Origin of the sequence: Burkholderia arboris (assembly GCF_038723655.1) — a bacterium.
Classification (GTDB): Bacteria; Pseudomonadota; Gammaproteobacteria; order Burkholderiales; family Burkholderiaceae; genus Burkholderia; species Burkholderia arboris.
Genome location: NZ_CP109823.1, coordinates 1,095,872 through 1,120,404, shown reverse-complemented (window position 1 = coordinate 1,120,404; position 24,533 = coordinate 1,095,872). Strand labels below are relative to the sequence as shown.

Below are 24,533 nucleotides of genomic sequence, written 5' to 3'. Positions count from 1 at the left end.
GTCAGGATACGGCGTATTGCTTGACGGGACGGCCGTGCAGCATCGCATGCACGGCCGCGACGACGAGTACGTTGACGACGAGGCACACGAGGCCGAGGTTGATGCCGCCGAAGTCGACATGGAGCACGTAGAAGATCATCGCGAGCACCTGGCCGCAGATCATCCCGGCGCCCACCGCGACCGGCCGCACCTGGCGCCGTGCGAGCAGGATCAGCACGCCCGGCAGGAACTGCGTGACGCCGTAGTAGGTGGTGTTGATCAGCGTGAGCATCAGGTTCGGCGTGAGCAGCGTGGTCACGATCGACAGCAGCAGGTAGCCGACGATCACGTATTTCGCCGCGCGCTTCTGGCGCGACTCGGGCAGGTTCGGCATCAGGTTGCGCGTGACGATCGGCCCGATCGCGAGGCAGATGCCGGCCAGCACGAGCAGCCCCGACAGCGCGGCGCCGGCCGCGACGAGGCCGATCAGCCAGCCGGGCAGCAGGTGCGTGACGGCCGCGAAGAACGCGTCGTTCGGCGATGCGAGTGTCAGGTTCGCGGTAATCGCGTAATACGACGCAATCACGAGGAACGGATACATCAGCATGTACAGCGGCATCGCGACCTGCGTGCGCCGGATCGCGTTCGGCCCACGCGCGGTGAAGAAATTCTGCGCGGCGAACGGCATCAGGAAGAAGCCGAGCGACTGGAACAGCATCGTGCTCATCGAGAAGCGCAATTGCGATCCGCTCATCGTGTTGCTGACCTGCCGGCTCGCGGCATCGAACACCGGATGCACGCCGCCGGCCTGCCACGCGACGGCGATGCCCGTCACGACGATCGCGAGCAGCATCAGGATGTCCTTCAGGATGGCGATATAGGCCGATGCGCGCACGCCGGAGATCGCGATGTAGGTGAACGCGAGCGCCGCACACACGAGGATCAGGTACAGCGGCTCGACATGCCAGCCGAGCCCCTTGAGCGCCGCGACGAGCCCCGTGAACTGCAGTTGCCCCCACGGGATCAGGAACAGGATCGATGCGCACGCAACCACGAGCTCGAGCCCGCGGCTGCGGTAGTGCCCCTTGAACAGGTCGGGCAGCGTGATCGCGTTGTGGCGCTTGCCGGCCTCCCAGATCTTCGGGCCGATGAAATAGCCGATCGGGTAGGCCAGCAGGATGTAGCCGAGGAACCACACGCCGTAGGTCGGCCCTTTCGCGTAGATGCCGCCGGGAAAGCCGACCATCGTGCCGATGCTGTAGATCTCGCCGGCGGTCAGGAAGAACACGAGCGCCGTGCCGAACTGGCGCGACGCGACGAAGAAGTCATGCACGCTCTGCTTGCCGCGGCCGCGGCCGGATCGAACGGCGAGATAGAGCGACAGCGCGATCAGCGCGGCGAAGACGACCGTTGACATGCACACCTCTGCGAAGGGACGGAAAGCGTAGGGTTCGCCGGAAAGCGCGGGCGGCCGGCGGCCCGCCAGGAAGCGACGGCGCGCTACGCGGCGTCGCCCGCGCGGCGGTCGAACAGCATCCAGCACGCGAACAGGCAGCCGGACGTCAGCACGAACCACGCAAAGATCCACATGAAGATGAACGGCACGCCCAGCACGTAGCGGTCCTGCGCGGCGACCCAGGGCAGCACGCCCAGCACGCCGAGATACGGAATACCGATGCCGATCAGGTACCTGAGCATGCGCGTCTCCTCGAAAGCGGGTGTGTACGGGAATGACCCGGCACGGGTGCGGCAGGCAGCGCCTGTGCGGCATCCGGCGGTGAGTCCAGTATTCGAAGACAAAAAGACGCGGGATAGTGCCAGACGCCGGCAATCGCTTGGGCCAGCGGCGGGCGGCCCGGACGAGACGGGAAGATTTGCGCGGAAGCCGCGACGGCAATCCGTCGCGGGCGGCCGGTGCCGGCGATCGCGCGAACGGATGTCAGCCGTCGAACGGCGCCAGCTCGTAACTCGTGCTCCGGCCGCCGGACGACGAACGGCGCAGCACGCGATGCTCGACGAGCTCGGTGATGTCGCGCAGCGCCGTGTCCTGCGAGCACTTCGCGAGGGCCGCCCACTTGGTCGTCGTCAGCTTGCCTTCGAAGCCGTCGAGCAGGCGATTCATCACCTTGATCTGGCGTGCGTTCATCGCGAAACCCGCGCAACGCTGCCAGAAGCGCGCCTTGATCAACACCGCGTCGAGCGTCGTGTGCGCATGGTCGATCGCCCTGCCGAGCGTATTCAGAAACCACGCAAGCCATTCCGTGACGTCGGGCGAGCCGCGCTGCGTGCGCTCCAGCACGTCGTAATACGCGTTGCGCTCGCGCTGGATCTGCGCCGACAGGCTGTAGAAACGCTGCGGACTCCGGTCGGCGCGCGCCAGGACCAGATCGCCGAGCGCGCGCGCGATCCGGCCGTTGCCGTCGTCGAACGGGTGCAGCGTGACGAACCACAGGTGGGCCAGGCCGGCCCGGATCAGCAACGGCTCGGCCGGCGCGGCATTGAGCCACGCGAGAAAGCGCGCGATCTCGTGCGCCAGGCGCGCGGCCGGCGGCGCCTCGAAATGCACGCGCTGCCGGCCGATCGGCCCGGACACCACCTGCATCGGCCCGCTGGCATCCGTGCGCCAGCCGCCGACCGTGATCCGCGACAGACCCGAATAGCCGGTCGGAAACAGCGCGGCGTGCCATCCGAACAGGCGGGCTTCAGTGACCGGCGCCGCCGCATGGGTCGTCGCGTCGAGCACCATGTCGACGACGCCCTCGACGTGGCGGTCGACCGGCGCCAGCGCGCCGATATCGACCCCGAGCCGGCGTGCAATCGACGAGCGGACCGATGCGACGTTCAGGTTTTCGCCCTCGATGGCGCTGGTCTTGACGACGTCCTCCGTCAGCGCGGCGAGGCTGGCCTCGTCGCGCAGCGCCAGGCCGATGTCCGCCAGCCGCCCCGCGAGCATGCCTTGCGCACGGCTGACGTCGGCCAGCGACGTGGCGAGGGCCGGCAGGTCGAAGCGCCACGCAGGCCAGTCGGCCGACTCCCAGATGAAGGTGTAATCTCCGCTCATGATGCGGAGATTATCGCACCGATTCGCCGCAAGTACCCATAATCTCCGCAAAAAATGCGGAGATTAACCACCGCATTCACCGCAAACCCGCCCGCTACCGGTTCCGGCCTGCACCGCTCGCCCGCGCCGGCGCCGGCTCGCCGAGCCGCTCCGCGAGAAACCCGATGAACGTGCGCAGCGTGACGAACCCTTCCCGGTGCTGCGGAAACACCGCATTGAGCGTGATCGGCGACGGCGCGTACGCGTCGAGCACCGGCACGAGCGCGCCGCTGTCGAGCGCCGCGCCGACGATGAAGCGCGGCAGCAGCGCGATGCCGAGCCCCGCGATCGCCGCGTCGCGCACCACTTCGCCGTTGTTCGCGACGAGCGGCCCCTGCACGTCGAACGTGCGCGCCGCGCCGTCGACGCGGAATTCCCAGCCGACGCGCCGCTCGCGCCCGTACAGCAGGCACGTATGGCCGGCGAGCTCGGCCGGCGTCTGCGGCGTGCCCTGCCGCTTCAGGTACGCGGGGCTCGCGCACGCGATCATCGGCCACGCGCCGAGCGCGCGCGCGATCAGCGTCGAATCCTCGAGCGAGCCGATCCGCAGCACGAGGTCGAAGCCTTCGCCGATCAGGTCGACCCGACGGTCGGTCAGGTCGAGGTTCAGCCGCACGGCCGGGTGCGCGGACAGGAATTCGGCGATCAGCGGCGACACGTGCGTGATCCCGAACGACAGCGGTGCGCTGATCTTCAGCGAGCCGTGCAGCTCGGTGCTGCGCACCGACATCGCCTGCTCGGCGTCCGCGATCTCGGCAAGGATGCGCTGCGCGCGCACATAAAACTCCTGCCCGGATTCGGTCACCGCGAGATTGCGCGTATTGCGGTGCAGAAGCCGCACGCCGAGCGACGCCTCCAGCGCCATCGTGCGCCGGCTGACGAACTGCTTGGACAGCATCAGCTGGTCGGCCGCCGCCGTAAAGCTGCCCGCGTCGACGGTCGCGACGAAGATCCTCAGATCGTTGAGTTCCATATTGTCCACTCCATAGCGACAGTCATTATCTCTACAGCCATTTATTTGTCAAATCGATTGACCTAAGATGCATCTCAACGAACGGCCGGGCCCACTTCCGAGGTTCGGCGACTTCAAGGAAAAAAATCATGATCGAAATCCGTGCAGCAAACCAACGTGGCCGTGCGGAGCATGGCTGGCTCAGCTCCCGTCATACGTTTTCGTTCGCGAATTACTACGATCCGAAGCAAGTCGGCTTCTCCGACCTGCTCGTGATCAACGACGACCGCGTCGCCCCGGGCCGCGGCTTCGGTACGCACCCGCACCGCGACATGGAAATCCTGTCGTACGTGCTCGACGGCGCACTGGAACACAAGGACTCGATGGGCACCGGTTCGGTGATCGTGCCGGGCGACGTGCAGCTGATGAGCGCGGGCACGGGCGTGCGCCACAGCGAGTTCAACCACTCGCCGGAAACGCCGGTCCACTTCCTGCAGATCTGGGTCGGGCCGGCCGAAAAGGGTGCCGAGCCGCGTTATCAGCAGACGAATGTCACGGCCGACGACAAGCGCGGCAAGCTCGCACTCGTCGTGTCGCCGAACGGCGATGCCGGTTCGCTGAAGATCCGGCAGGACACCCGGATTTACGCGGGCCTGTTCGACGGCGACGAAAGCACTACGCTGGAACTTGACCCGAGCCGCTTTGCTTACGTGCACGTGGCACGCGGCAGCGTGACGGTCAACGGCGTGACGCTCGGCGAAGGCGACGGCGCACGCATCCGCAGCGAACACGCCCTGACGATCGCCGACGGCAAGGATGCCGAAGTGCTGGTGTTCGACCTGCGTCCGGTCGAAGTGACGGCCGAGTGGGCATAACGCCCGTTCGGGAAACCGGGCCCCGCTGAACGCGGGGCCCTTTTAATCGGAGATTCGCAACATGGCCAAGGTTCTCGTTCTGTACTACTCGTCCTACGGGCACGTCGAAACGATGGCGCAACACATCGCGGAAGGCGCGAAATCGGTGGCGGGCGTCGAGGTCACGCTCAAGCGCGTGCCGGAAACGATCCCCGTCGATCAGGCCCGCGCGATCGGCGTGAAGGTCGACCAGGCCGCGCCGGTCGCCACGGTGGACGAACTCGCCGATTACGATGCGATCATCTTCGGCACGCCGACCCGCTTCGGCAACATGGCCGGCCAGATGCGCACGTTCCTCGACCAGACCGGCGGCCTGTGGATGAAGGGTTCGCTCGTCGGCAAGATCGGCAGCGTGTTCGCGTCGACCGGCACGCAGCACGGCGGCCAGGAAACGACGATCACGTCGTTCCACACGACGCTGCTGCACCACGGCATGGTGATAGTGGGCGTGCCGTATGCATGCAGCGGGCTCGTCAACATGAGCGAAATCACCGGCGGCACGCCGTACGGCGCGACGACGCTCGCGGGCGCGGACGGCAGCCGCCAGCCGAGCGCGAACGAGCTCGACATCGCGCGCTACCAGGGCAAGCACGTCGCGGAAATCGCGAGCAAGCTCGCGTCGTAACGCGGCGGCCTCGCGCCCCCGCTGTCCCGCACAGGACGAACGGCGCCGGATCAACCGGCGCCGTTCGTCCTGTGCAAGGCTTTCAGCCGTTACTGGCCCGAAGCCGGTGCAGCCGGCGCCGCCTTCGTCGCGGGCGCCTTCTGCGCAGCGTTCTGCGGATAGTTGCTCTGGTCGTTGGTCAGCCGGTAGCCGCTGCCGGTGCCGATCGCCTTCAGGTCCGACGCGTGCCGCGCACGCGCCGCCTTGCGCGCCGCCTTCTTCTGCGCCTTGTCGAGCTGCTTCTGCGTCGGCGCGGACGCCGGATCCTGCGCGTATGCCGCCGGCACGGCGGTCAACAACAGACCGAACGACGCCGTTACTGCTACTGCCACCGAAACCACGCGAGACTGCTTCATGGCCGGATCTCCTTGTCGATTGTTGATTGTGGATCGAACACCTGCGCGCACGCGACGGCTTGCGACAACGGCGCCGATGCAACGTTAGCCGATCACTGCACAAATGTCCGTGTGCGTTCCTGAATTCTCCTGATAACAGCCGCGATACATGCGCGCCGTGTGCGCCGTGTTTTCGGCAAATCGTCCGCGCCATCAGGGAAACCGATACCCCGGCGCCCGACGGGGCCCGCTCAGATCCAGCGCGACAGCATCGGCAGCAGGATCGGCACGACGAATGCGGTCAGCACGCCGTTCAGCCCCATCCCGAGCCCCGCGAACGCGCCGGTCTCCTCGCTGACCTGGAACGCGCGCGCCGTGCCGATCCCGTGCGACGCGACGCCGAGCGCGAAGCCGCGCACGGCCGGCTCGTCGACCCGCAGCAGATTCAGGATCCCGCGCGCGCACACCGCGCCGAAGATCCCGGTCGAGATCACGAGCACGGCCGTGAGCGACGGAATGCCGCCGATCTCGGCGGCCACCGCCATCGCGATCGGCGTCGTCGCCGATTTCGGCGCGAGCGACGCGATCGTCTGGTGCGACGCACCAAACAGCGCGGCGATGCCGACCGCCGACACGATCGCGGTCAGCGAACCCGCGAGCAGGCCGACGAGCAGCGGCAGCGCGGTGCGCCGCAGTTTCGACCACTGGCGATACAGCGGCAGCGCGAGCGCGACGGTCGCGGGGCCGAGCAGGAAGTGGACGAACTGCGCGCCTTCGAAATAGGTCGGATACGGCGTATGCGTGATCGTCAGCAGTACGACGATCAGCGCGACCGCGATCAGCACCGGATTCGCGAGCGGGTTGAAGCGCGCCCGCGCATAGACGGCCTGCGCGAACAGATACGCGACCAGCGTGATGGTCAGGCCGAGCAACGGGCTCGCGGCGAGATAGACCCAGATCGCGCCGAGTTTCGGAAAGGCCGTCATTGCGCGCCCTCCGCGGTGCCGCCCGCGCGGCGCTGGCGCCGCAGCAGCGCGCGCGTGACGAGCGCCGTCACCGCGATCGCCAGCGTGGTGCTGACGGCCAGCGCGACGACGACCGCAACCGCATCGCCGCGCACGCGGTCGGCCGACACCATGATGCCGACGCCGGCCGGCACGAACAGCAGCGACAGGTGACGCAGCAGTTCGAGCGCGGTCGGCTCGATCGCATCGGCCACCTGCGGGCGCAGCATCACGAAGCCGAACAGCAGCAGCATGCCGATCACGGGGCCCGGCACCGGCAGGCCGAACAGATAGGACACGCCTTCCCCGAGACACTGGAAGGTCAGCAAGACCGCGAACGCCTGCAACATGAACGGCTTCTCCCGAACGTGGCGGCGCGACCGTGGAGCCGCGCGGCCGGTGGGCCGGCGGCCTGCGGCGCCGGCGTAAACGATACGCGCGATCGTACCAACAATGCCCGCGACGCGCGCCTGCGCAATCGGCCCTGCCCGCCCACTGCCACTATCGTCATGCACTTTCGGGTACCGGCTGGCCGGCCCGCGCACCCCGGGGTTTGCCGATGATGACGGTGCAGGAGCTGCTGGATGCCCCGTCGCCCGGATTGCAGCGCGTGGCCGGCGTCGCCGGTACGCACCGGCCGAGCACGTGGGCGCACGCGCTCGATCTTCCCGAGCCGTGGCGCTGGGTCAGCGCGGGCAACCCGGTGATGACGACGGGCGTCGGCTTGCCGCGTACGCCCCGGGAGCCGGCGGCGTGGCCCGAACGCATCGCACAGACGCATGCGTGCGCGCTGGTCGTCGCGCCGCGGGCCGCGCGAACCTGCCCGACGACGCGAGCGGCGAAGTCGTCGAGATCGGCGCAGGCGGCCTCGTGACCCCGCCGCCGGGCCGGACCGGCCGCCGGGACATCATCGAGCCGGTGCGCGAGGCCTATGCGATCGACTGACGCACGCCGTCACTGCCCCGGCGCGTGAACGCCCTCGCGTCCGCCCGCCGGCGCATCGCCCTTGCCGCGATACCACACCGCATAGACGACCGACAGCACGATCACGAACGGCACGCCGCAGAACAGCGTCATCCGGAATTCGCGCGTGAAGTACGTCGTGACCAGCGCCGCGAGCATCAGCGCCGCGCCGAGCAGCGACGTAACCGGAAAGCCCCACATCCGGAACGCGAGCGCCTGGCCGCGATGGTGCCGGCGGAAGAACAGGTGCGTGACGAAGATCATCAGCCACGTGAACATCGCGCCGAACATCGACACCGACATCATCATCACGAACGACGTGTCCGGATACAGCACGTTCAGCACGGTCGCGAGCGCGATCCCGATCGCCGACAACCCGAGCGCGGCCGCCGGCACGCCGTGCCCCGTCAGCCGGCCGAGCGCCTTCGGCGCGTAGCCCGCGCGCGACAGGCTGAACATCATCCGCGTCGTGATGTAGAGCTGGCTGTTCATCGCGGACAGCGCGGCCACCAGGATCACGAAGTTGATCACGCCGGCCGCGCCCGGCACGTGCGTCGCGGCCATCACCTTCACGAACGGGCTTTCGTCGGAACCCGCGGCCGTCCACGGCACGATCGCGAGCATCAGCGCGAGCGTCAGCAGGTAGAAGAACACGAGGCGCAGCATCGTCGCGCGGAATGCGCGGGTGATCGCCTTGTGCGGATCGCGCGCCTCGCCGGCCGCGACCGCGATCATCTCGATGCTCAGGTAGCTGAAGATCGACACGATCACCGCGACCCACATCCCCCCCACGCCTTTCGGGAAGAAGCCGCCGTGCGCCGTGTAGTTCGAGAAGCCGATGCCCGAACCTGCCGGCGCACCGAACACGACCACCGCGCCGAGCGCGATGAACGCGACGATCGCGGCAATCTTCAGCATCGAGAACACGTACTCGACCGCGCCGAACACCTTCACGCTGACCAGGTTGACGCCAATCAGCGCGGCCGAGAAGCCGACGATCCAGTACCAGCCCGGCACGGCCGGAAACCAGTACTTCATGTACACGGCGATCGCCGTCACCTCGGTGCCGACCGCGAACACGATCGACGCCCAGTACGCATAGCGCACGAGGAAGCCGGCCCACGGGCTCACATAGTGCTCGGCATACGCGCCGAACGAACCCGACGTCGGGTGTGCGACCGTCATCTCGGCGAGGCAGCCCATCAGCAGCAGCGCGATCAGCGCGCCGATCGCATAGCTGACGAGCACGCTCGGCCCCGCAAAGCCGATCGCGAAACCGCTGCCGAGGAACAGCCCCGTGCCGATCGCGCCGCCGATCGCGATCATCGACAACTGCGCGGTCGACAGCCCGCGATGCAACCCCTTCTCACGTTCGACGATCGTGTCGAATCCTTGCCGCTGGTTCATGCCGTGTCTCCTTCGTCGAACGCGCCCCGCGTCGTGCGGGACGTCGTCCGGTCTCGTTCTGTTGCGTCGTAGTGCATAGCACGCCGGCCGTCAGGTCACCGACTTGCGCGCGAGGAATGCATCGGTGTTCCATGCACCGGTCGTCACGACGTCCTTCAATGCGGCGATCGTGTCCCACACGTCGACGTAGCGCACGTACAGCGGCGCGAAGCCGAAGCGCAGGATATCGGGCGCGCGGAAGTCGCCGATCATGTTGCGCGCGATCAGCGCCTGCACGATCGCATAGCCTTCCGCGTGCGCGAGCGACACCTGGCTTCCGCGCTGCGCGGCGTCGCGCGGCGACGCGAGCGTGAAGCCGAGACCCGCGAGCTCCTGGTCGACGAGCGCGATGAACAGATCGCCGAGCGCGACGCTCTTGTCGCGCAGCACATGGAGATCGACGCCGTCGAACGCTTCGAGCGCCGCTTCGAGCGCGATCACGCCGAGCTGCGGCGCGGTGCCCGTCAGCATCCGGTCGATCGCCGGGTGCGGCGCGTAGTCGTGCGTGAAGTCGAACGGCTTCGCATGGCCATGCCAGCCCGTCAGCGGCTGCCGCACGTCGGCAAGATGCCGCGACGCGACGAACACGTAGGCCGGCGCGCCGGGCCCGCCGTTCAGGTACTTGTAGCCGCAGCCGACCGCGAAGTCCGCTTCGCACGCGTTCAGCCCGATCGGCATCGCGCCGGCCGAGTGGCACAGGTCCCACACGCTCAGCGCGCCGGCCTCGTGCGCGTGGCGCGTGACGGCCGCCATGTCGTAGCGCTTGCCGCTCTTGTAGTTCACGTGCGTCAGCGACACGACCGCGACGGTATCGTCGATCGCCGCGGCGATGTCGTCCGGATCGACGCAGCGCAGTTCGCAGCCGGTCATCTCGGCGACGCTCGCCGCGATATAGACGTCGGTCGGGAAATTGGTGCGCTCGGCGACGATCACGCGGCGCCCGGGGCGCATGCGCGTGGCCGCGACGAGCACCTTGAACAGGTTCACCGAGGTCGAATCGGCGACGATCACCTCGCCGTCGCCCGCGCCGATCAGCCGGGCGATCTTGTTGCCGGTGCGCTGCGGCGCCGGGTACCAGTCGGCGTCGTTCCACGAGCGGATCAGGCCGTGCGCCCATTCCTGTTCGAGCGCGCGCTGCATGCGCGCCGGCACGTTCGCGGGCATCGCGCCGAGCGAGTTGCCGTCGAGATAGATCGTGTCGGCGGGCAGGTCGAAGCGCGCGCGGCAGTGGGCGAGCGGGTCGGCCGCATCGAGCGCGGCGCAGTGTTCGCGGGTGGTCATGAAATGCATGTTCCTTATGGAATGACGGTGGTCGTGAAAGGCGTCAGGCCGCGCGCGACGCCGCCGCGGGCGGCAGGTCGAAGAAGCGCAACGCATTGCCGCCGAGGATCTTGGCTTTCGCGGTATCGGACAGACCGGGATGCTGCTCGACGAGCGAGCCGATCTGCTGCTCGCCGAGCGGGAACGGATAGTCGGAGCCGAGCATCACGCGGTCCTCGCCCATCGTGTCGACCAGGAGGCGCAGCGCGCCGCGATCGAACACCGCGCTGTCCACGTGGAAGCGGTCGAGATAGCTGACGGGCGGATGCGGGCAGTCCTCGCGCACGATGTCGCGCTGCTCCCACGCGTTCTGCACGCGGCCGAGCAGGAACGCGAAGCTGCCGCCGCCGTGCGCGAAACACAGCTTCAGCGACCGCGGAATCCGCTCGAACGCGCCGGACAGGATCAGCGACACCATGCTGAGCTGCGTCTCGGCCGGCATCGCAACCAGCCACGGCAGCATCCATTTCTTCATCCGGCCGTCGGTCATCATGTCCCACGGATGCACGAGCACCGGAATGCCATCGTTCGCGCAATGAGCAAGGAACGCGACGAGGTGCGCGTCGTCGAGATCGAGCGGCCCGAGATGGTTGCCGATCTGCACGCCGCGATGGCCGGCGCGGTGCGCGCGCGTCGCTTCGCGGCACGCGAGCTCGACGTCCTGCAGCGGCACCTGCGCGAGCGCGAACATCCGGCCGGGGGCATGCGCGCATAGCTCGAGCGCGCGGTCGTTCATCCGCATCGCCCAGTCGTGCGCGTCGTGCGGCGCGCTGTCGTAGCCGAACATCACGGGCGTCGCGCACATCAGCTGGATGTCGATGCCGAGCGCGTCCATCTCCGCGATGCGCGCGGCAGGGTCCCACAGCGCACGGTAGACCGGGCGGAACGCGCGCTCGCCCGTCATGATCATCCCGTTCTGGCCGTCCGCGTCGATGCGCAGCCACGGCGCGCGCTGCGCGTCGAGGCGCGCGGCCGCTTCCCGCGAAATCGGCGGGAAGAAGTGCGAATGCATGTCGATTCGAAGTGTCATCGTCGTTCTGTCGGTGAAAAGGCGTGGCGGGCTCAGGCCGCCTTGCCGGAATGCACGTGGCCGCAATGCGCGCAGCGGCGCAGCGTGTCCGACGCATAGAACGCGTCGAACAGCGGCGGCAGGTCGGCGACGATGCTCTTGAGCTGCACCTCGACGCGATGGACGAGATGCCCGCATGCGTCGCAGTACCACTCGAAGCCGTCGACGATGCCCGCGGGGCGCTGGCGCTCGATCACGAGGCACGCGCTGCCGGCTTCGGGGCGCTGCGGCGAATGCCGCACGTGCGGCGGCAACAGGAACATGTCGCCTTCCTTCAGGTCGACGCGTTCGCGCTTGCCGTCGATCCACAGGTGCAGATACGCGTTGCCGCGCAGCTGGTAAAAGAATTCCTCGAACGGATCGTCGTGATAGTCGGTGCGCCGATTCGGGCCGCCGACGACGGTCACGATGAAATCGCTGTCCTGCCACACCTGCTGGTTGCCGACCGGCGGCTTCAGCAGGTGCGCATGCTCGTCGATCCAGCGCGAAAAATTGAACGGGGTGCCGTACTTCAGCATGGTTGTCTCCTCCGGGCGGGTGACGCAACACGCCAACCCGCCATGCGTGTCATCGCTTCGGCGCGTACGCGATCGCCTTCATCTCGATCAGCAGATGCGGATGCGGCAGCTGGTGCACCGCGACCGTCGTGCGCGTCGGGCCGGTCTCGTCGAAATACTCGCCGTACACTGCGTTATAGCCGCCGAAATCGTTCATGTTCACGAGAAACGACGAGATCTCGACGAGCGACGACAGGTCGGCGCCTTCGCTGCGCAGGATGTCGCGGATGTTCTCGATCACCGTGCGGGTCTGCTCGCGGATGTCGAGCTGCACGGTGCCGAGCGCATCGGCCGACGCGCCGGCGATCGTGTTGTCGGGCCGCCGCGAACTCGTGCCCGACACGAACAGGAAGTCGCCGGCGCGCGTGATGTGCGGGAAGCGGCCGCGCGGCGTGGCCTTGCCGGGCACGACGCGGCCCTGGATCGAATGGTCTTGGCTCATGATGGTCGAGTGGTGGTGAATTCGGTGCTGCCGAGCCCGTGCACTGTGCAGTGCACGTGCGCGCCGGCAGGTAATGCGTCGGCGGCCGTCGCGGCGCCGGCCATGATCAGCGAGCCGGCCGGCAGCACGAGCCCGCTCGCCGCGATCAGCCGCGACGCCTGCACGACCGAGCGCAGCGGATCGCCGAGGATCGCGGCGGTCGAGCCGGTCTGGACCACGCGGCCGTCGATCCGCATCACGACGCCTGCGTTGCGCAGCCCGTCGAAACGCGTACTCCACGGGCCGAGCGTCAGGCCCGCCGACGAGCAGTTGTCGGCCACCACGTCCTCCAGCGTGAAGCGGAAGTCGCGGTAGCGCGAATCGATGATCTCCATCGCGGGCGCGACGGCTTCCAGGTAGCCGGCCGTTTCCAGCAGCGTCAGCGGGCGGTCGATGTCGCGGCGCGTGAGGAAGCACACTTCCGGCTCCACGCGCGGATGGATGAAGCGATCGAGCGCGACGTGCCCGCCGTCTTCTTCCAGCATCGTGTCGGTGAGCCAGCCCCAGATCAGGCTGTCGACGCCCATCTGGATCATCTTCGCGCGGCTCGTGAAGCCGAGCTTCACGCCGACCATCGTCTCGCCGCGATCGATGCGGCGTTCGATCGACGCGCGCTGGATCACGTATGCCTCGTCGAGCGAGAACGCGGCGCCGGCCGTCAGTTGCGCGATCGCCTCCACGTGGCGCGCGGCGTCGTCGACACGGGCCGCCAGCCTGTCGAGATCGGTCATGCGGCCTCCCGTGCCTTCAGCATGTCGAGCGCGACGTCGACGATCATGTCCTCCTGCCCGCCGACCATGCGCCGCCGGCCGAGCTCGACCATGATGTCGAACGCGGACAGCCCGTATTTCGCGGCCGCCGCTTCCGTGTGGCGCAGGAAGCTCGAATACACGCCCGCATAGCCGAGTGCGAGCGTCTCGCGGTCGACCCGCACCGGGCGCTCCTGCAGCGGCCGCACGATGTCTTCCGCCGCGTCGATCAGTTGCTTCACGTCGCAACCGTGATTCAGCCCGAGCCGGTCGACCGCCGCGACGAACACTTCGAGCGGTGCGTTGCCGGCGCCCGCGCCCATCCCGGTCAACGACGCATCGATACGGTCGCAACCGTGTTCGAGCGCGACGATCGAATTCGCGACGCCGAGCGACAGGTTGTGGTGCGCGTGCATGCCCGTCTGCGTGGCCGGGTCGAGCACGGCCTTGAGCGCATCGAAGCGCGCCGCCACGTCGCGCATGCCGAGCGCGCCGCCGGAATCGACCACGTACACGCACTGCGCGCCGTAGCGTTCCATCTGCTTCGCCTGTTGCGCGAGCGCGTCGGGCGACGTCATGTGCGACATCATCAGGAAGCCGACGGTGTCCATCCCGAGTTCGCGTGCATACGCGATGTGCTGCTTCGAGATGTCGGCTTCCGTGCAGTGCGTCGCGATCCGCACGATGCGCGCGCCGGCGTCGTACGCGGCACGCAGGTCGTGTACGGTGCCGATGCCCGGCAGCAGCAGCGTCGCGACTCGGGCACGCTTGACCGTGCCGGCCACCGCCTCGATCCACTGCAGGTCGGTATGCGCGCCGAACCCGTAGTTGAAGCTCGATCCGGACAGCCCGTCGCCGTGCGCGACCTCGATGCTGTCGACGCCCGCGTCGTCGAGCGCGCGTGCGATCGTGACAGCGCTGTCGAGCGAATACCGATGACGGATCGCATGCATGCCGTCACGCAGCGTCACGTCGGACAGATAGATTTTTTTCGTGTGGTCGGTCATCGCCGATCTCCCGTCAGGCTGCGACGCGGCTGGCCGCGATCTGTTCGGCGGCGGCAAGCGCGGCCGACGTCATGATGTCCAGGTTCCCCGCATACGACGGCAGGTAATGCGCGGCGCCTTCGACTTCGAGGAACACGCTGACCTTCAGCCCCGCGCGGCGCTCGCCCGCGTCGAACGCGAGCGGCTGCGCGACCGTGTAGCGGTCGAACTGGACGGCCTGCTTGAGCCGGTAGCCGGGCACGTAGCTCGCGACCGCATCGACCATCGTGCGGATCGAACGCTCGATCGCGGCCGTATCGGCGTGTTCGTCGGTCAGGCAGTACACGGTGTCGCGCATCATCAGCGGCGGCTCGGCCGGGTTCAGCACGATGATCGCCTTGCCGCGCGCGGCGCCGCCGACCGTCTCGATCGCCTTCGACGTCGTTTCGGTGAACTCGTCGATGTTCGCGCGCGTGCCGGGGCCGGCCGAGCGGCTCGAGATCGACGCGACGATCTCCGCGTAATGCACGGGCGCGACGCGCGACACCGCATGCACGATCGGGATCGTCGCCTGGCCGCCGCAGGTCACCATGTTCAGGTTCGGCGCGTCGAGATGTTCGAACAGGTTGACGACGGGCACGACGAACGGGCCGATCGCGGCCGGCGTCAGGTCGATCACCTGTACGCCGTGACGGCCGAGCACGTCGGCGTGGCGCGCATGCGCGCCGGCCGACGTCGCGTCGAACGCGATCCGCACGTTCGCGAATCCGGGCATCGCGACGAGGCCGTCGATTCCGCCGGCGGTGGTCGCCACACCGAGCCGCGCGGCGCGCGCGAGGCCGTCGGAGGCCGCATCGATGCCGACCATCGCGGCCATTTCCAGATGCTTCGAATTACGCAGCACCTTGATCATCAGGTCGGTGCCGATATTGCCGGAGCCGATGATGGCCACGGCGAGCTTGTCGAGGTCTTTCATCATTCACGCTCCGGTTGGGTGGAGAAATACGCGCTCACGCTGCCGAGTCCTTCGATCCGCGCGGTGAACACGTCGCCCGGCTGCACGCCGACCATCGGCCCGAGCGCGCCCGTCAGCACGATGTCGCCGGCCTGCAGCGGCGCACCGGCACGCGCCATCGTGTTCGCGAGCCACAGCGCCGCATGCAGCGGATTGCCGAGGCACGCGGCGCCCGCGCCGACGCTCACCGGCTCGCCGCGCCGCTCCATCGCCATCCCGCACTGGATCGCATCGAACGCGCCGAGCGTCACCGGCCGGCTGCCGAGCACGAACAGGCCGCTCGACGCGTTGTCCGCGACCGTGTCGGTCAGGCGGATGTCCCAGTTCGCGATCCGGCTGCCGACGATCTCGATCGCTGGCAGCGCATACGCGGTCGCGCCGATCAGGTCGGCCATCGTGTGCCGTTCGTGCGGCAGGTCGCGTTCGAGCACCAGCGCGATCTCGGCCTCGACCTTCGGCTGCTGCGTGCGCGCCAGCGCGATCTCCTCGCCGTCGGCCACCGCCATGTCATCGAACAGCATCCCGAAGTCGGGCTGACCGACGCCGAGCTGCTTCTGCACGGCCGCCGACGTCAGGCCGATCTTTCGGCCGACGAGCCGGCGCCCCGCTGCGCACTTGCGTGCGGTGTTCGCGCGTTGCACCGCATACGCGGCGTCGAGCGCATCGCCGCCGAGCGCCGCGATCGCGTCGCGTACCGGCGCGCACGGCACGCCGTCGCGCTCGGCCGCCCGCAACGTGTCGGCAATCGCCTGCACCGCATTCCGGTCGAATTCGCTCATGCAACCCTCACGCAGACGTTGGTGGTTTCGGAGTAGAAATCGAGCGAGTGGCGACCGCCCTCGCGGCCGATGCCCGACAGCTTGGTGCCGCCGAACGGCGTGCGCAGGTCGCGCACGAACCAGGCATTCAGCCACACGATGCCGGTCTCGATCTGCTTCGCGACGCGGTGGCCGCGTGCCAGGTGCGTCGTCCACACGCTCGCGGCCAGACCGTACGCGCTGTCGTTCACGCGGCCGATCACTTCGTCCTCGCTGTCGAACGGCGCGACGTGACACACCGGCCCGAAAATCTCCTCCGTCACGCAACGCGCGGTGTCGGGCAGCCCGGTCCAGATCGTCGGCTGCACGAACGCGCCGTCGTCGCGTGCGTCGCCGAACGCCGGCACGCCGCCGCCCGTGACGACCGTCGCGCCTTCGTCGACGGCCAGCCGGAAATACGACAGCACCTTGTCGCGATGGCCGCGCGAGATCAGCGGCCCCATCGTCGTCGCAGGATCGTCGGGCGCGCCGACGCGCAGCGCTTCGGTGCGCGATTTCAGCGCGGCGACGAAGCGCTCGAAGATCGGCCGCTCGACGTACACGCGCTCGCTGCACAGGCACACCTGCCCGGCGTTGGTGAAGCTCGACTTGACGATGCCGTCCACCGCCGCGTCGAAGTCGGCATCGGCGAACACGACGGCCGCGTTCTTGCCGCCGAGTTCGAACGAGATGTCCTTCACGCCGTCGGCAACGGCCTTCATGATCGCGCTGCCCGTGCGCGATTCGCCGGTGAACGTGATCGCGTCGATGCCGGGGTGGCGCGTGAGGAATTCGCCAGCGGCAGCCGGCCCGTGCCCGTGCACGAGGTTGAACACGCCGCGCGGCAGGCCGGCCGCGTCGATCACTTCGGCCAGCAACGTCGCGGAGCCCGGTGTCTCTTCCGACGGCTTGGCCACGACGCAGTTACCCATTGCGAGCGCCGGCGCGACTTTCCACGTGAACAGCAGCAGCGGCAGGTTCCACGGCGAGATGATGCCGACCACGCCGAGCGGCTTGCGCGTCACGTAGTTGAGGTATTGCGCGCCGTCCGCCGTCTGCGATTCGAAGCAGTCGTCGCCGGCCGTGCGGACCAGGTCGGCGAACGTGCGGAAGTTCGCGATGCCGCGGGCGATGTCGAGCGAGCGGGCCTGCGCGAGCGGGCGGCCGGTGTCGGCCACTTCGGCCGCGACGAAATCGTCGAAGCGCGCCTGGATGCCGTCGGCAATCCGGTGCAGCCAGTCGGCCCGCTGCACGGATGTCGTGTCGCGCCAGCCGGCCGCCTGCGCGGCGCGGGCCGCGCGCACGGCGGCGTCGACCTGCGCGGCGTCGGCCTCGCATACGCGGGCGATTTCGCGGCCGTCGACCGGGCTCGTATCCGCGAAGGTCCGTGCGGTCTCGACGAATGCGCCGTCGATGTAGTGTCGCAACAGCCGCGGCGGGCGCGCGGCGTCAGTCGTTTCTCGATTCACAACGTCTCCTGCTCGTATGGACTGTCAGCAGGAGTCTAGGGAAGCCGCGCGAGAAGCGACAATCAAACATTCGGCGCTGGCTATGCTAAACGGGAATACCCGTGCGAGCCTTGCGCCGCAACGGTTCCAGCCCGACGCTCAGGTTCCCTCCGGGCACTCCTGCACCGCTTCCTTCAGGCATTCGATGAACGCGCGGCACGCGGCGCTCTGCTCCTTGTTCGAGCGCACCGAGAATCCGACCGTGCCGAACGCGCCCGTTTCTGGCAGATCGAGCACGCGCAACAGCCCGGCCTGCGCGAACTGCCGCGCGGCAACACGCGGCATCAACGCGATGCGCGGCGTATCGAGCAACAGCCCGATATTGGTGAGCAACGACAGCGATTCGACGATGTCGGTCGGCAGCGGCAGCCCGGCCGCACGGAACAGGTGCTCGGCCGCGAGCCGCGACGGCGAGTCGGGCGTCGGCAGGATCCACGGCGCATCGACCAGTTCGCGCAGCGACGGCGCCGGATCGGGCACGGGGCCGTAGCCGTTGCCGACCACCGCGCACATCGATTCGTCGAACAGCGCTTCGTGCGTGAGCGGGAACGCGCTCGCGATCGGCAGCTCGCGCTCCGGCAGCCGGCCGACGACGATGTCGAGGTCACCGGTCGCGAGCGCCGGGAACAGGTGCGCGGTCGTGCCTTCGCGCACGGTCACCAGCACGTGCGGCGTGCGCGCCTTCAGCATCGCGATCGCGCGCGGCAGCAGCCGCGCGGACGCCGAGATCAGCGTGCCGACGATCACGTGGCCGCTCGTGCCGAGCCGGAAATCGTTCAGCTCGTCGGTCATGTAGCGCAGCTCGGCCATCAGCGACTTCACGCGCCGCCCGAGCAGCAGGCCGAGGTCGGTCGGCACCACGCCGCGGTTCGAGCGCGAGAACAGCGCGCCGTCGAAGCACGATTCGAGTTCGTGGATCACTTTCGTCACGGCCGGCTGCGTGAGGCGCATCTCGTTGGCCGCGCGTACCACCGAGCGCGTTTCCAGCACACGCTCGAAAATCATCAACTGGTTCAGCTTGAGCCGGCGGATCAGGGAGATCTCGCTGAGCGGATTCGCGTCCATGTCTGCTTTGTCGTCGAAAAAGGGGGTGGCCGGACTTAGGGTCTGTTTACCTGTGAAACGCGCATGCGTTGCCGCGAGAACGGCCGCTCGCGAGGCGCGCGACGCCGCGAATACTCACGTATTCGCAAGGCGCGCAACGCGGCGAGCGGCCGCTCTCGCGGCAACCCGAAATTGAAAACGCCAGGTCACGGGAAGGCACGGAATCGCCCGCATGGCGGCTTCACTCGTCGCTTGTTCGGCTCGCCAAACGGCGCGCCTCGCTCCTTGCCCTACGCCCCGGAGGCAGTCTCCTTTGGGGGACGAGCGATTTCGGGCCTTCGCACACGCGTTCCACAGGTAAACAGACCCTAACAACTTTACGTCCGGCGCGCATCGGGAGATGCACGGCACGCGCCTCCCCCTTGTATCAGTAGACGCCCATCATCGCGGACAACTCCGCCACATACTCGCCATAACGCGGGTCGCGCTTGATCTCGTCCGGCTGGCGCGGCCGCGGCAGGTCGATCTTCACGTCGTGCAGCACGCGGCCCGGGCGCGCGGACATCACCAGTACACGATCCGACAGGAACACGGCCTCGTGAATGCTGTGCGTGACGAGCAGCACCGTCAGCGTGCTCTGCTGCCAGATGCGCAGCAGCTCGACGTTGAGCCGGTCGCGCGTGAGTGCGTCGAGCGCGCCGAACGGCTCGTCCATCAGCATCACGCGCGGCTCCAGCAGCAGGATCTGGCCGATCGCCGCACGCTGCCGCATCCCGCCCGACAGCTCGTGCGGATAGCGGTCGACGAACTGCGCGAGGCCGAGCGTGTCGAGCAGCGCCGGCAGCCGTGCGTCGACGTGCGCACGCGGCAGGTTGCGCAGCTTCGCGCCGAGCCGGATGTTCGCGCCGACGCTCAGCCACGGCAGCATGTTGCTGGTCTGGAACACGACGCCGATATCGGGATGCGGGCCGGCCACCGGCGTGCCGCCGACGCGAATCGACCCGGCATCGCACGGCACGAGCCCCGCGACCATCCGCAGCAGCGTGCTCTTGCCGCAGCCGCTCGGCCCGAGAATCGACACGAACTCGCGCGGTTGCACGCGCATCGATACCTGTTCCAGCGCGCTGAACGCATCGGCGCCGCCGCGCGCGGCGAAGCGCTTGCCGGCCTGCTCGACGGCGATCAGCGCATCCGCGCGGGCGCCATCCTGCGCGGGCGCCGCTGTCGCGCCTTCGGAAACGGAAGCGCGCCGCACCGGGCGCGCGAGATTGACGATCGTCATCAGGCCGTGACTCCTCTCCACCAGACTGCACGCGAAACCAGCTCGACCGCGCCGTAGAACAGCATCGCGAGCGCGGTCACCATCAGGATCGCCGCGAAGCACAGCGGCGTTTGCGCATTCGACGTCGCGAACACGATCAGATGCCCGAGCCCCGCTTCCGCGCCGATGAACTCGCCGACGATCGCGCCGATCACCGCGAGCGGCATCGCGATCTTCAGGCCATCCATCAGCGCCGGCAGCGCGGCGGGCAGGCGCAGGTGCCAGAACGTGTGCGCGGCCGACGCGCCGAGCGCGCGGAAATGCTCGTCGAGATGGCGCGGCACGCCCGCGAGGCCGCCCATCGTCGCGACGACGATCGGGAAGAACGCGAACAGCACGGCCGCCGCGAGCTTCGACGCGAAACCGTAGCCGAACCAGACGATCAGCAACGGCGCGAGCGCGATCTTCGGCATGCTCTGCAGCGCGGTCACGAACGGCAGCAGCGTACGCCGCACGAGGTTCGACACGCTGGCGAGCAGCCCGATCGCGAGGCCGCCGGCCACCGCCAGCGCAAAGCCCGCGAACACTTCCCAGGCAGTCGTCAGCGTGTCGGCCAGCAGTTGTGCGCGCATCTCCCAGCCGGCCACGAGCACCGACGACAACGACGGCAGCACGTATTCGCGCGTGCCGGTCCAGCGCACGCCGAATTCCCATGCGAGGCCGACGATCGCCCAGAACGCGACCGTTTCGATCAGCCGCTTCATGCCGGGCCTCCTTTCGGCGCATCGCGCGAGGCATCCGCATCGTCGCCGGCAGGCGCGGCCGATGCGGCCGGCGCGTTGCCGCGCGACTTCTCGGCGACGAGATGCGGCGGCGGCGGCACGACAAAGCGCGCGAAGCGGTACTGGTCGAACGATTCGATCGTGCGCTCCCACACCTGCGGCTCGCGCGGATCGCGTTCGCCGATCTGCTCCATCTCGCAGTAGACCTCGACGTTGTTGCCATCCGGATCCTTGAACACCAGGAACAGGTTGTTGCCGGGCCCGTGCCGCCCGATCCCGCGCACGATCTCGACGCCATGCGACTGCAGCACCTTCACCGAGCGCTCCATCTCCTCGACGCTGTCGACCAGGTACGAGAAGTGTTCGAGGCCCGGGCGCGAATAGCGCGGCAGGTCGTCGAAATCGGGCGAATCCTTCGGCAGCTGCGCGAGCGCGAGATCGTGGTGATCGGTGCCCGCGCGCAGGAACACCATCTGGTCGCCGATCCAGTCGGACACCTTCAGGCCCATCACTTCCGTATAGAACTTCGCAGACCGATGGATATCCCGCACCATCAGCACCATGTGTCCGAGCCGCCTGGGACGCAAGCTGTTCATTACCGTTCTCCTGTGTGCCCGCGCGCCGCGCAGGCCGGGTTGGACCGCCGGCAGCGGCGCGCTGCCGCCACCGCGATCCCGATCGCGTTACTCGACGAAACGATTGGTATAGAGACTGCCGGCCTTGACCTTCGCGCCGAGCGCGAACGCACGCGACACGAAACCGAGCGTCGTGTCGATGCGCTCGGGCCGCAGCCAGCCGAGCCGGTGGCCGGCCGCGTCGTCGGCGATCAACGCATTGGTCTCGTCGATCTGCTCGCGCAGGATCGTGCGGTCGAGCAGCGGATTGCGCGACACGATCGCGTCGACCGCGTCCTGCGGCCGGTCGCGCATCAGCGCGTAGCCGCGATACGTCGCATCGACGAAGCGCTTCACGATGTCCGGATGCTGCGCGACGTACGCATCGGTCGTCACGATCCCGCTGCCGGTCATGTCGAGGCCGAGGTCGCGATACGTGACCTTGCCAAGCGTCTGCCCCGCGCGCCGCGCGAACGCGGCCTGCACCGGCAGGCTCGCGCCTTCCCAGCATTCCGACAGGTCGATGCGCTTCTGCAGCAGCGCGGTATTGATCACGGCCGGATCGAGCCGCACGAGGCGGATCGCGTCGGGCGCCATCCCGTTCTGCTTCAGCCACGCCGGGACGATGTTCTGCACCGCCGACGCATTGCCGCCGCCGAGCGACAGCCCCGCGAGATCCTTCAGCGACGAAGGCTTGAAGCCGGGCCGCTCGAGATAGCACATCGCGCCCGGCCAGCGCGTGTTGATCGCGCCGACCAGCACCGCATGGCCGCCGTGCGCGCGATTCAGGATCACGCTGACCGGGTCGCCGTAGCCAAACTCGAACAGCCCTTCGTCGACTTCATTGACGGTCCGCTGGCCGCCGTAGCCGCGCTGCACCGTCACGGCGAGGCCGGCGTCCTGGTAGAAGCCCTTCGCCTGCGCGACCAGGATCCCGCCGGTGCTGCCCTGCGGCAGCCACGCGAGATTGACGCGTACCGCGTCGGCCGCCTGCGCGGCCGGGGCCGCGGCCCACAGGCCCGCGGCCAGCACCGCGCCGCGCGCCAGCGCTTGGATGCGCTCAAACATGTCCTCCTCCTGTCTTGTCGAGTTCGGGGCCGGGCCGGCGCGGCACGCGCGGCTTACCCGCGCACCAGCGGGTTTTCGATCGAGCCGATGCCGTCGATCGATGCGACCATCACGTCGCCCGGCTGCAGATAGATGCCACGCCCCATGCCGACGCCCGTCGGCGTGCCGGTCGCGATCAGGTCGCCGGGCTGCAGCGTCAGGATCGACGACAGGTAATGGATCTGCTCCGCAATACTGAAGATCATCTCGCCGGTATTGCCGTCCTGCATCGTTTCGCCGTTCACGGCCAGCCGCATCCGCAGGTTCTGCGGTTCGGCGATGCACGCGCGCGGCACGAGCCAGGGCCCGAGCGGACCGAAGGTATCGAAACTCTTGCCGCGAAACCAGTCGTGCTTGAACGGATAGTCGGTGCGGCGATTCAGGTCGCGTGCGCTCACGTCGTTCAGGATCGTGTAGCCCGCGACGTAGTCGAACGCGTCTTCCAGCGCGATGTGGCGGCCCGGCCGGCCGATCACGACGGCCAGCTCGACCTCCCAGTCGACGCGCTCGGCCTGCGGCGGCATCACGACGTCGGCGAGCGTCGGCACCACGCTCGTCTCGGCCTTCATGAACATGTACGGCGAGCTTTCCTCGCGCGGGGCAAGCTCGGTGCCCATCTCGCGCGCATGCTCGTAGTAGTTCGACGCAGCCGCGAAAATCCGCCGCGGCGCATACGGCACGTGCAGCCGGTAGCCTGCCAGCGGCTGCGCGTCGAGCCGGCCGGCGGCGATCTCGCGCGCGGCCGCCTCGAGGCGCGCGACGGTCTGCGCGCCGCGCAGCGGCCAGTTCGCGACCAGCGTGTCGACGTCGAGCGGCGCGTCGCCTCCGCCCGCCCGCTGCAGCACGGCCTGCGCGTCGTACAGCGCGCCTTCCATCGCGAGCCCCGCCGCGACGCGGCCATTCAGTTCATACGTTGCGATACCGAACCAGATCACGGTTGTCCTCTTTTGTCGTCGTCAGGAGGGGACGAGTGACGCGTATACAATAGATCACTCGTGTATTCATTTGATATTTCTCGTATACTCCTATCGGGTCGGAAACGAATTCCGCGTACACTGCGCGGCGGGTCCGGTCCGGCGCCGCGCGCCGCAAATTGAGCGGCTCCGGCGGCGGGCGCATAATGGGCCGGCCCGACGGCCGAGGCGTCCCGCGCGGGTTCCGGCCGGCAGGGGCTGCCGACGGCGATGTCCACACCACACACGACACGATGACCACGCTCTCTTCCAAGATCTATCGCCTGCTGTTCGACGAGATCATCGACGGCACGCTCGAACCGGGCCAGAAGCTCGAGGAAATCGCGCTTGCCGAGCGGTTCAACGCGTCGCGCACGCCGATTCGCGAAGCGCTGCGCGAGCTGGCCGCGCGCGGGATGGTCGAGCTGACGCCGCGCAAGGGCGTGGTCGTCGCGCAGTTCAGCCTCGACGAACTCGCCGACATGCTCGAAGCGATGTGCGAACTCGAGGCGCTGTGCTGCCGGCTCAGCGCGCAGCGGATGAGCGTCGTCGAGAAGAAGCAGCTCGAGGAGCTGCAGATCGAGATGAACGAGGCGATCGCGCGCGGCGACGAGGCCGACTACTTCCAGCTCAACCGCGAATTCCACGAACTGATCTGCAAGGGCGCGCAAAGCAAGTCGCTCGCGTCGATCATCGCGGTGCAGCGGCAGCGTCTCGCGGGCTTTCGCGCGGCCCAGCCCGCGTCGCCGAAGCGCTTCGAGGCGGCCACCGACGAGCACCGCGAGATCGTCGACGCGATCCTCGCCGCCGAGCCCGAACGCGCGTACAACGCGATGCGCGACCACACCGCGCGCCTGTCGATCGTCGTGCTCGGCCGGCTCAAGCGCCAGCGCAACGAGCGCGAATCGATCTGACGGCAAGCCGGCGCGGCCG

27 protein-coding genes are annotated in these 24,533 nt (G+C 68.3%); 4 read left to right on the top strand and 23 right to left on the bottom strand.

The annotated features are described in order from the left end of the window. Position 1: 1 nt before the first annotated feature. The 4 genes from OHZ10_RS37570 to OHZ10_RS37555 form a co-directional block, all read right to left on the bottom strand. Positions 2 to 1,396: a sodium:solute symporter family protein gene (locus OHZ10_RS37570; RefSeq protein WP_059241198.1), complete on the bottom strand. Its 1,395-nt coding sequence runs from the start codon at positions 1,394 to 1,396 to the stop codon at positions 2 to 4. A gap of 83 nt (positions 1,397 to 1,479) precedes the next feature. Continuing rightward, the gene (locus tag OHZ10_RS37565; protein WP_059241197.1) at positions 1,480 to 1,677 is read right to left on the bottom strand and encodes a DUF3311 domain-containing protein; all 198 of its coding nucleotides are present in this window, start codon (positions 1,675 to 1,677) and stop codon (positions 1,480 to 1,482) included. 241 nt (positions 1,678 to 1,918) lie between these two features. Next, positions 1,919 to 3,040, bottom strand: coding sequence for a Fic family protein (locus OHZ10_RS37560; RefSeq protein WP_217468166.1), 1,122 nt, complete (start codon positions 3,038 to 3,040; stop codon positions 1,919 to 1,921). Between the two features lie 94 nt (positions 3,041 to 3,134). Beyond that, positions 3,135 to 4,052 carry a LysR family transcriptional regulator gene (locus OHZ10_RS37555; protein WP_342706196.1) on the bottom strand — a complete coding sequence of 306 codons (918 nt, stop codon included), beginning with the start codon at positions 4,050 to 4,052 and terminating at the stop codon, positions 3,135 to 3,137. 128 nt (positions 4,053 to 4,180) lie between these two features. Between OHZ10_RS37555 and OHZ10_RS37550 the strand changes: the two genes are divergently transcribed. After that, positions 4,181 to 4,906, top strand: a complete 726-nt coding sequence (locus OHZ10_RS37550; protein ID WP_059241195.1) for a pirin family protein — start codon at positions 4,181 to 4,183, stop codon at positions 4,904 to 4,906. A gap of 61 nt (positions 4,907 to 4,967) precedes the next feature. After that, on the top strand, positions 4,968 to 5,570 hold the full coding sequence (gene wrbA, locus OHZ10_RS37545; protein WP_059241194.1) for an NAD(P)H:quinone oxidoreductase: 603 nt from the start codon (positions 4,968 to 4,970) through the stop codon (positions 5,568 to 5,570). 89 nt (positions 5,571 to 5,659) lie between these two features. Here wrbA and OHZ10_RS37540 read toward each other — a convergent pair whose 3' ends face one another. From OHZ10_RS37540 to OHZ10_RS37530, 3 genes are all read right to left on the bottom strand, one after another. Next, positions 5,660 to 5,965, bottom strand: coding sequence for a hypothetical protein (locus OHZ10_RS37540; protein ID WP_059241193.1), 306 nt, complete (start codon positions 5,963 to 5,965; stop codon positions 5,660 to 5,662). Between the two features lie 230 nt (positions 5,966 to 6,195). Then, positions 6,196 to 6,930 (bottom strand): LrgB family protein, encoded by a 735-nt coding sequence (locus tag OHZ10_RS37535; RefSeq protein WP_059241192.1) that lies wholly within the window; start codon positions 6,928 to 6,930, stop codon positions 6,196 to 6,198. After that, positions 6,927 to 7,298, bottom strand: a complete 372-nt coding sequence (locus tag OHZ10_RS37530; RefSeq protein WP_059241191.1) for a CidA/LrgA family protein — start codon at positions 7,296 to 7,298, stop codon at positions 6,927 to 6,929. The genes OHZ10_RS37535 and OHZ10_RS37530 overlap by 4 nt, the downstream gene beginning before the upstream one ends. A 209-nt stretch (positions 7,299 to 7,507) precedes the next feature. Between OHZ10_RS37530 and OHZ10_RS37525 the strand changes: the two genes are divergently transcribed. Continuing rightward, a complete protein-coding gene (locus tag OHZ10_RS37525; RefSeq protein ID WP_059241190.1) occupies positions 7,508 to 7,822 on the top strand; it encodes a PucR family transcriptional regulator ligand-binding domain-containing protein in 315 nt (104 codons plus the stop codon). A gap of 80 nt (positions 7,823 to 7,902) precedes the next feature. Here OHZ10_RS37525 and OHZ10_RS37520 read toward each other — a convergent pair whose 3' ends face one another. The 16 genes from OHZ10_RS37520 to OHZ10_RS37445 form a co-directional block, all read right to left on the bottom strand. Next, positions 7,903 to 9,318 (bottom strand): amino acid permease, encoded by a 1,416-nt coding sequence (locus OHZ10_RS37520; RefSeq protein WP_059241189.1) that lies wholly within the window; start codon positions 9,316 to 9,318, stop codon positions 7,903 to 7,905. Positions 9,319 to 9,408: 90 nt separating this feature from the next. Next, a complete protein-coding gene (gene kynU, locus OHZ10_RS37515; protein WP_059242392.1) occupies positions 9,409 to 10,638 on the bottom strand; it encodes a kynureninase in 1,230 nt (409 codons plus the stop codon). A gap of 43 nt (positions 10,639 to 10,681) precedes the next feature. Further along, positions 10,682 to 11,707 (bottom strand): amidohydrolase family protein, encoded by a 1,026-nt coding sequence (locus OHZ10_RS37510; RefSeq protein ID WP_059241188.1) that lies wholly within the window; start codon positions 11,705 to 11,707, stop codon positions 10,682 to 10,684. 32 nt (positions 11,708 to 11,739) lie between these two features. Then, positions 11,740 to 12,264 carry a 3-hydroxyanthranilate 3,4-dioxygenase gene (locus OHZ10_RS37505; RefSeq protein ID WP_059241187.1) on the bottom strand — a complete coding sequence of 175 codons (525 nt, stop codon included), beginning with the start codon at positions 12,262 to 12,264 and terminating at the stop codon, positions 11,740 to 11,742. Between the two features lie 49 nt (positions 12,265 to 12,313). Then, positions 12,314 to 12,745, bottom strand: a complete 432-nt coding sequence (locus tag OHZ10_RS37500; RefSeq protein WP_059241186.1) for a RidA family protein — start codon at positions 12,743 to 12,745, stop codon at positions 12,314 to 12,316. Then, positions 12,742 to 13,515 carry a 2-keto-4-pentenoate hydratase gene (locus OHZ10_RS37495; RefSeq protein WP_342706195.1) on the bottom strand — a complete coding sequence of 258 codons (774 nt, stop codon included), beginning with the start codon at positions 13,513 to 13,515 and terminating at the stop codon, positions 12,742 to 12,744. The genes OHZ10_RS37500 and OHZ10_RS37495 overlap by 4 nt, the downstream gene beginning before the upstream one ends. Then, complete coding sequence (gene dmpG, locus OHZ10_RS37490; protein ID WP_340625823.1) at positions 13,512 to 14,540, bottom strand: 4-hydroxy-2-oxovalerate aldolase; 1,029 nt, start codon at positions 14,538 to 14,540, stop codon at positions 13,512 to 13,514. The genes OHZ10_RS37495 and dmpG overlap by 4 nt, the downstream gene beginning before the upstream one ends. A 13-nt stretch (positions 14,541 to 14,553) precedes the next feature. Beyond that, on the bottom strand, positions 14,554 to 15,498 hold the full coding sequence (locus OHZ10_RS37485) for an acetaldehyde dehydrogenase (acetylating) (protein WP_059241183.1): 945 nt from the start codon (positions 15,496 to 15,498) through the stop codon (positions 14,554 to 14,556). Next, positions 15,495 to 16,313, bottom strand: a complete 819-nt coding sequence (locus tag OHZ10_RS37480; protein WP_059241182.1) for a 2-keto-4-pentenoate hydratase — start codon at positions 16,311 to 16,313, stop codon at positions 15,495 to 15,497. The genes OHZ10_RS37485 and OHZ10_RS37480 overlap by 4 nt, the downstream gene beginning before the upstream one ends. Beyond that, positions 16,310 to 17,800 (bottom strand): 2-hydroxymuconic semialdehyde dehydrogenase, encoded by a 1,491-nt coding sequence (locus OHZ10_RS37475; RefSeq protein ID WP_340625820.1) that lies wholly within the window; start codon positions 17,798 to 17,800, stop codon positions 16,310 to 16,312. The genes OHZ10_RS37480 and OHZ10_RS37475 overlap by 4 nt, the downstream gene beginning before the upstream one ends. A gap of 138 nt (positions 17,801 to 17,938) precedes the next feature. Further along, positions 17,939 to 18,904, bottom strand: coding sequence for a LysR substrate-binding domain-containing protein (locus OHZ10_RS37470; RefSeq protein WP_059241180.1), 966 nt, complete (start codon positions 18,902 to 18,904; stop codon positions 17,939 to 17,941). A gap of 406 nt (positions 18,905 to 19,310) precedes the next feature. Further along, positions 19,311 to 20,165, bottom strand: a complete 855-nt coding sequence (locus OHZ10_RS37465) for an ABC transporter ATP-binding protein (RefSeq protein WP_059241179.1) — start codon at positions 20,163 to 20,165, stop codon at positions 19,311 to 19,313. Then, on the bottom strand, positions 20,165 to 20,908 hold the full coding sequence (locus OHZ10_RS37460; RefSeq protein WP_059241178.1) for an ABC transporter permease: 744 nt from the start codon (positions 20,906 to 20,908) through the stop codon (positions 20,165 to 20,167). Before OHZ10_RS37460 ends, OHZ10_RS37465 begins: the two co-directional genes overlap by 1 nt. Then, complete coding sequence (locus OHZ10_RS37455) at positions 20,905 to 21,522, bottom strand: VOC family protein (protein WP_059241177.1); 618 nt, start codon at positions 21,520 to 21,522, stop codon at positions 20,905 to 20,907. The genes OHZ10_RS37460 and OHZ10_RS37455 overlap by 4 nt, the downstream gene beginning before the upstream one ends. An 87-nt stretch (positions 21,523 to 21,609) precedes the next feature. Beyond that, complete coding sequence (locus OHZ10_RS37450; RefSeq protein WP_174993588.1) at positions 21,610 to 22,608, bottom strand: ABC transporter substrate-binding protein; 999 nt, start codon at positions 22,606 to 22,608, stop codon at positions 21,610 to 21,612. A 53-nt stretch (positions 22,609 to 22,661) separates the two neighbouring features. Further along, a complete protein-coding gene (locus OHZ10_RS37445; RefSeq protein WP_059241175.1) occupies positions 22,662 to 23,582 on the bottom strand; it encodes a fumarylacetoacetate hydrolase family protein in 921 nt (306 codons plus the stop codon). Between the two features lie 272 nt (positions 23,583 to 23,854). On the opposite strand from OHZ10_RS37445, the gene OHZ10_RS37440 reads away from it, so the two are divergent. Further along, positions 23,855 to 24,514, top strand: coding sequence for a GntR family transcriptional regulator (locus tag OHZ10_RS37440; protein ID WP_059242390.1), 660 nt, complete (start codon positions 23,855 to 23,857; stop codon positions 24,512 to 24,514). The last annotated feature ends 19 nt before the right edge of the window (positions 24,515 to 24,533 follow it).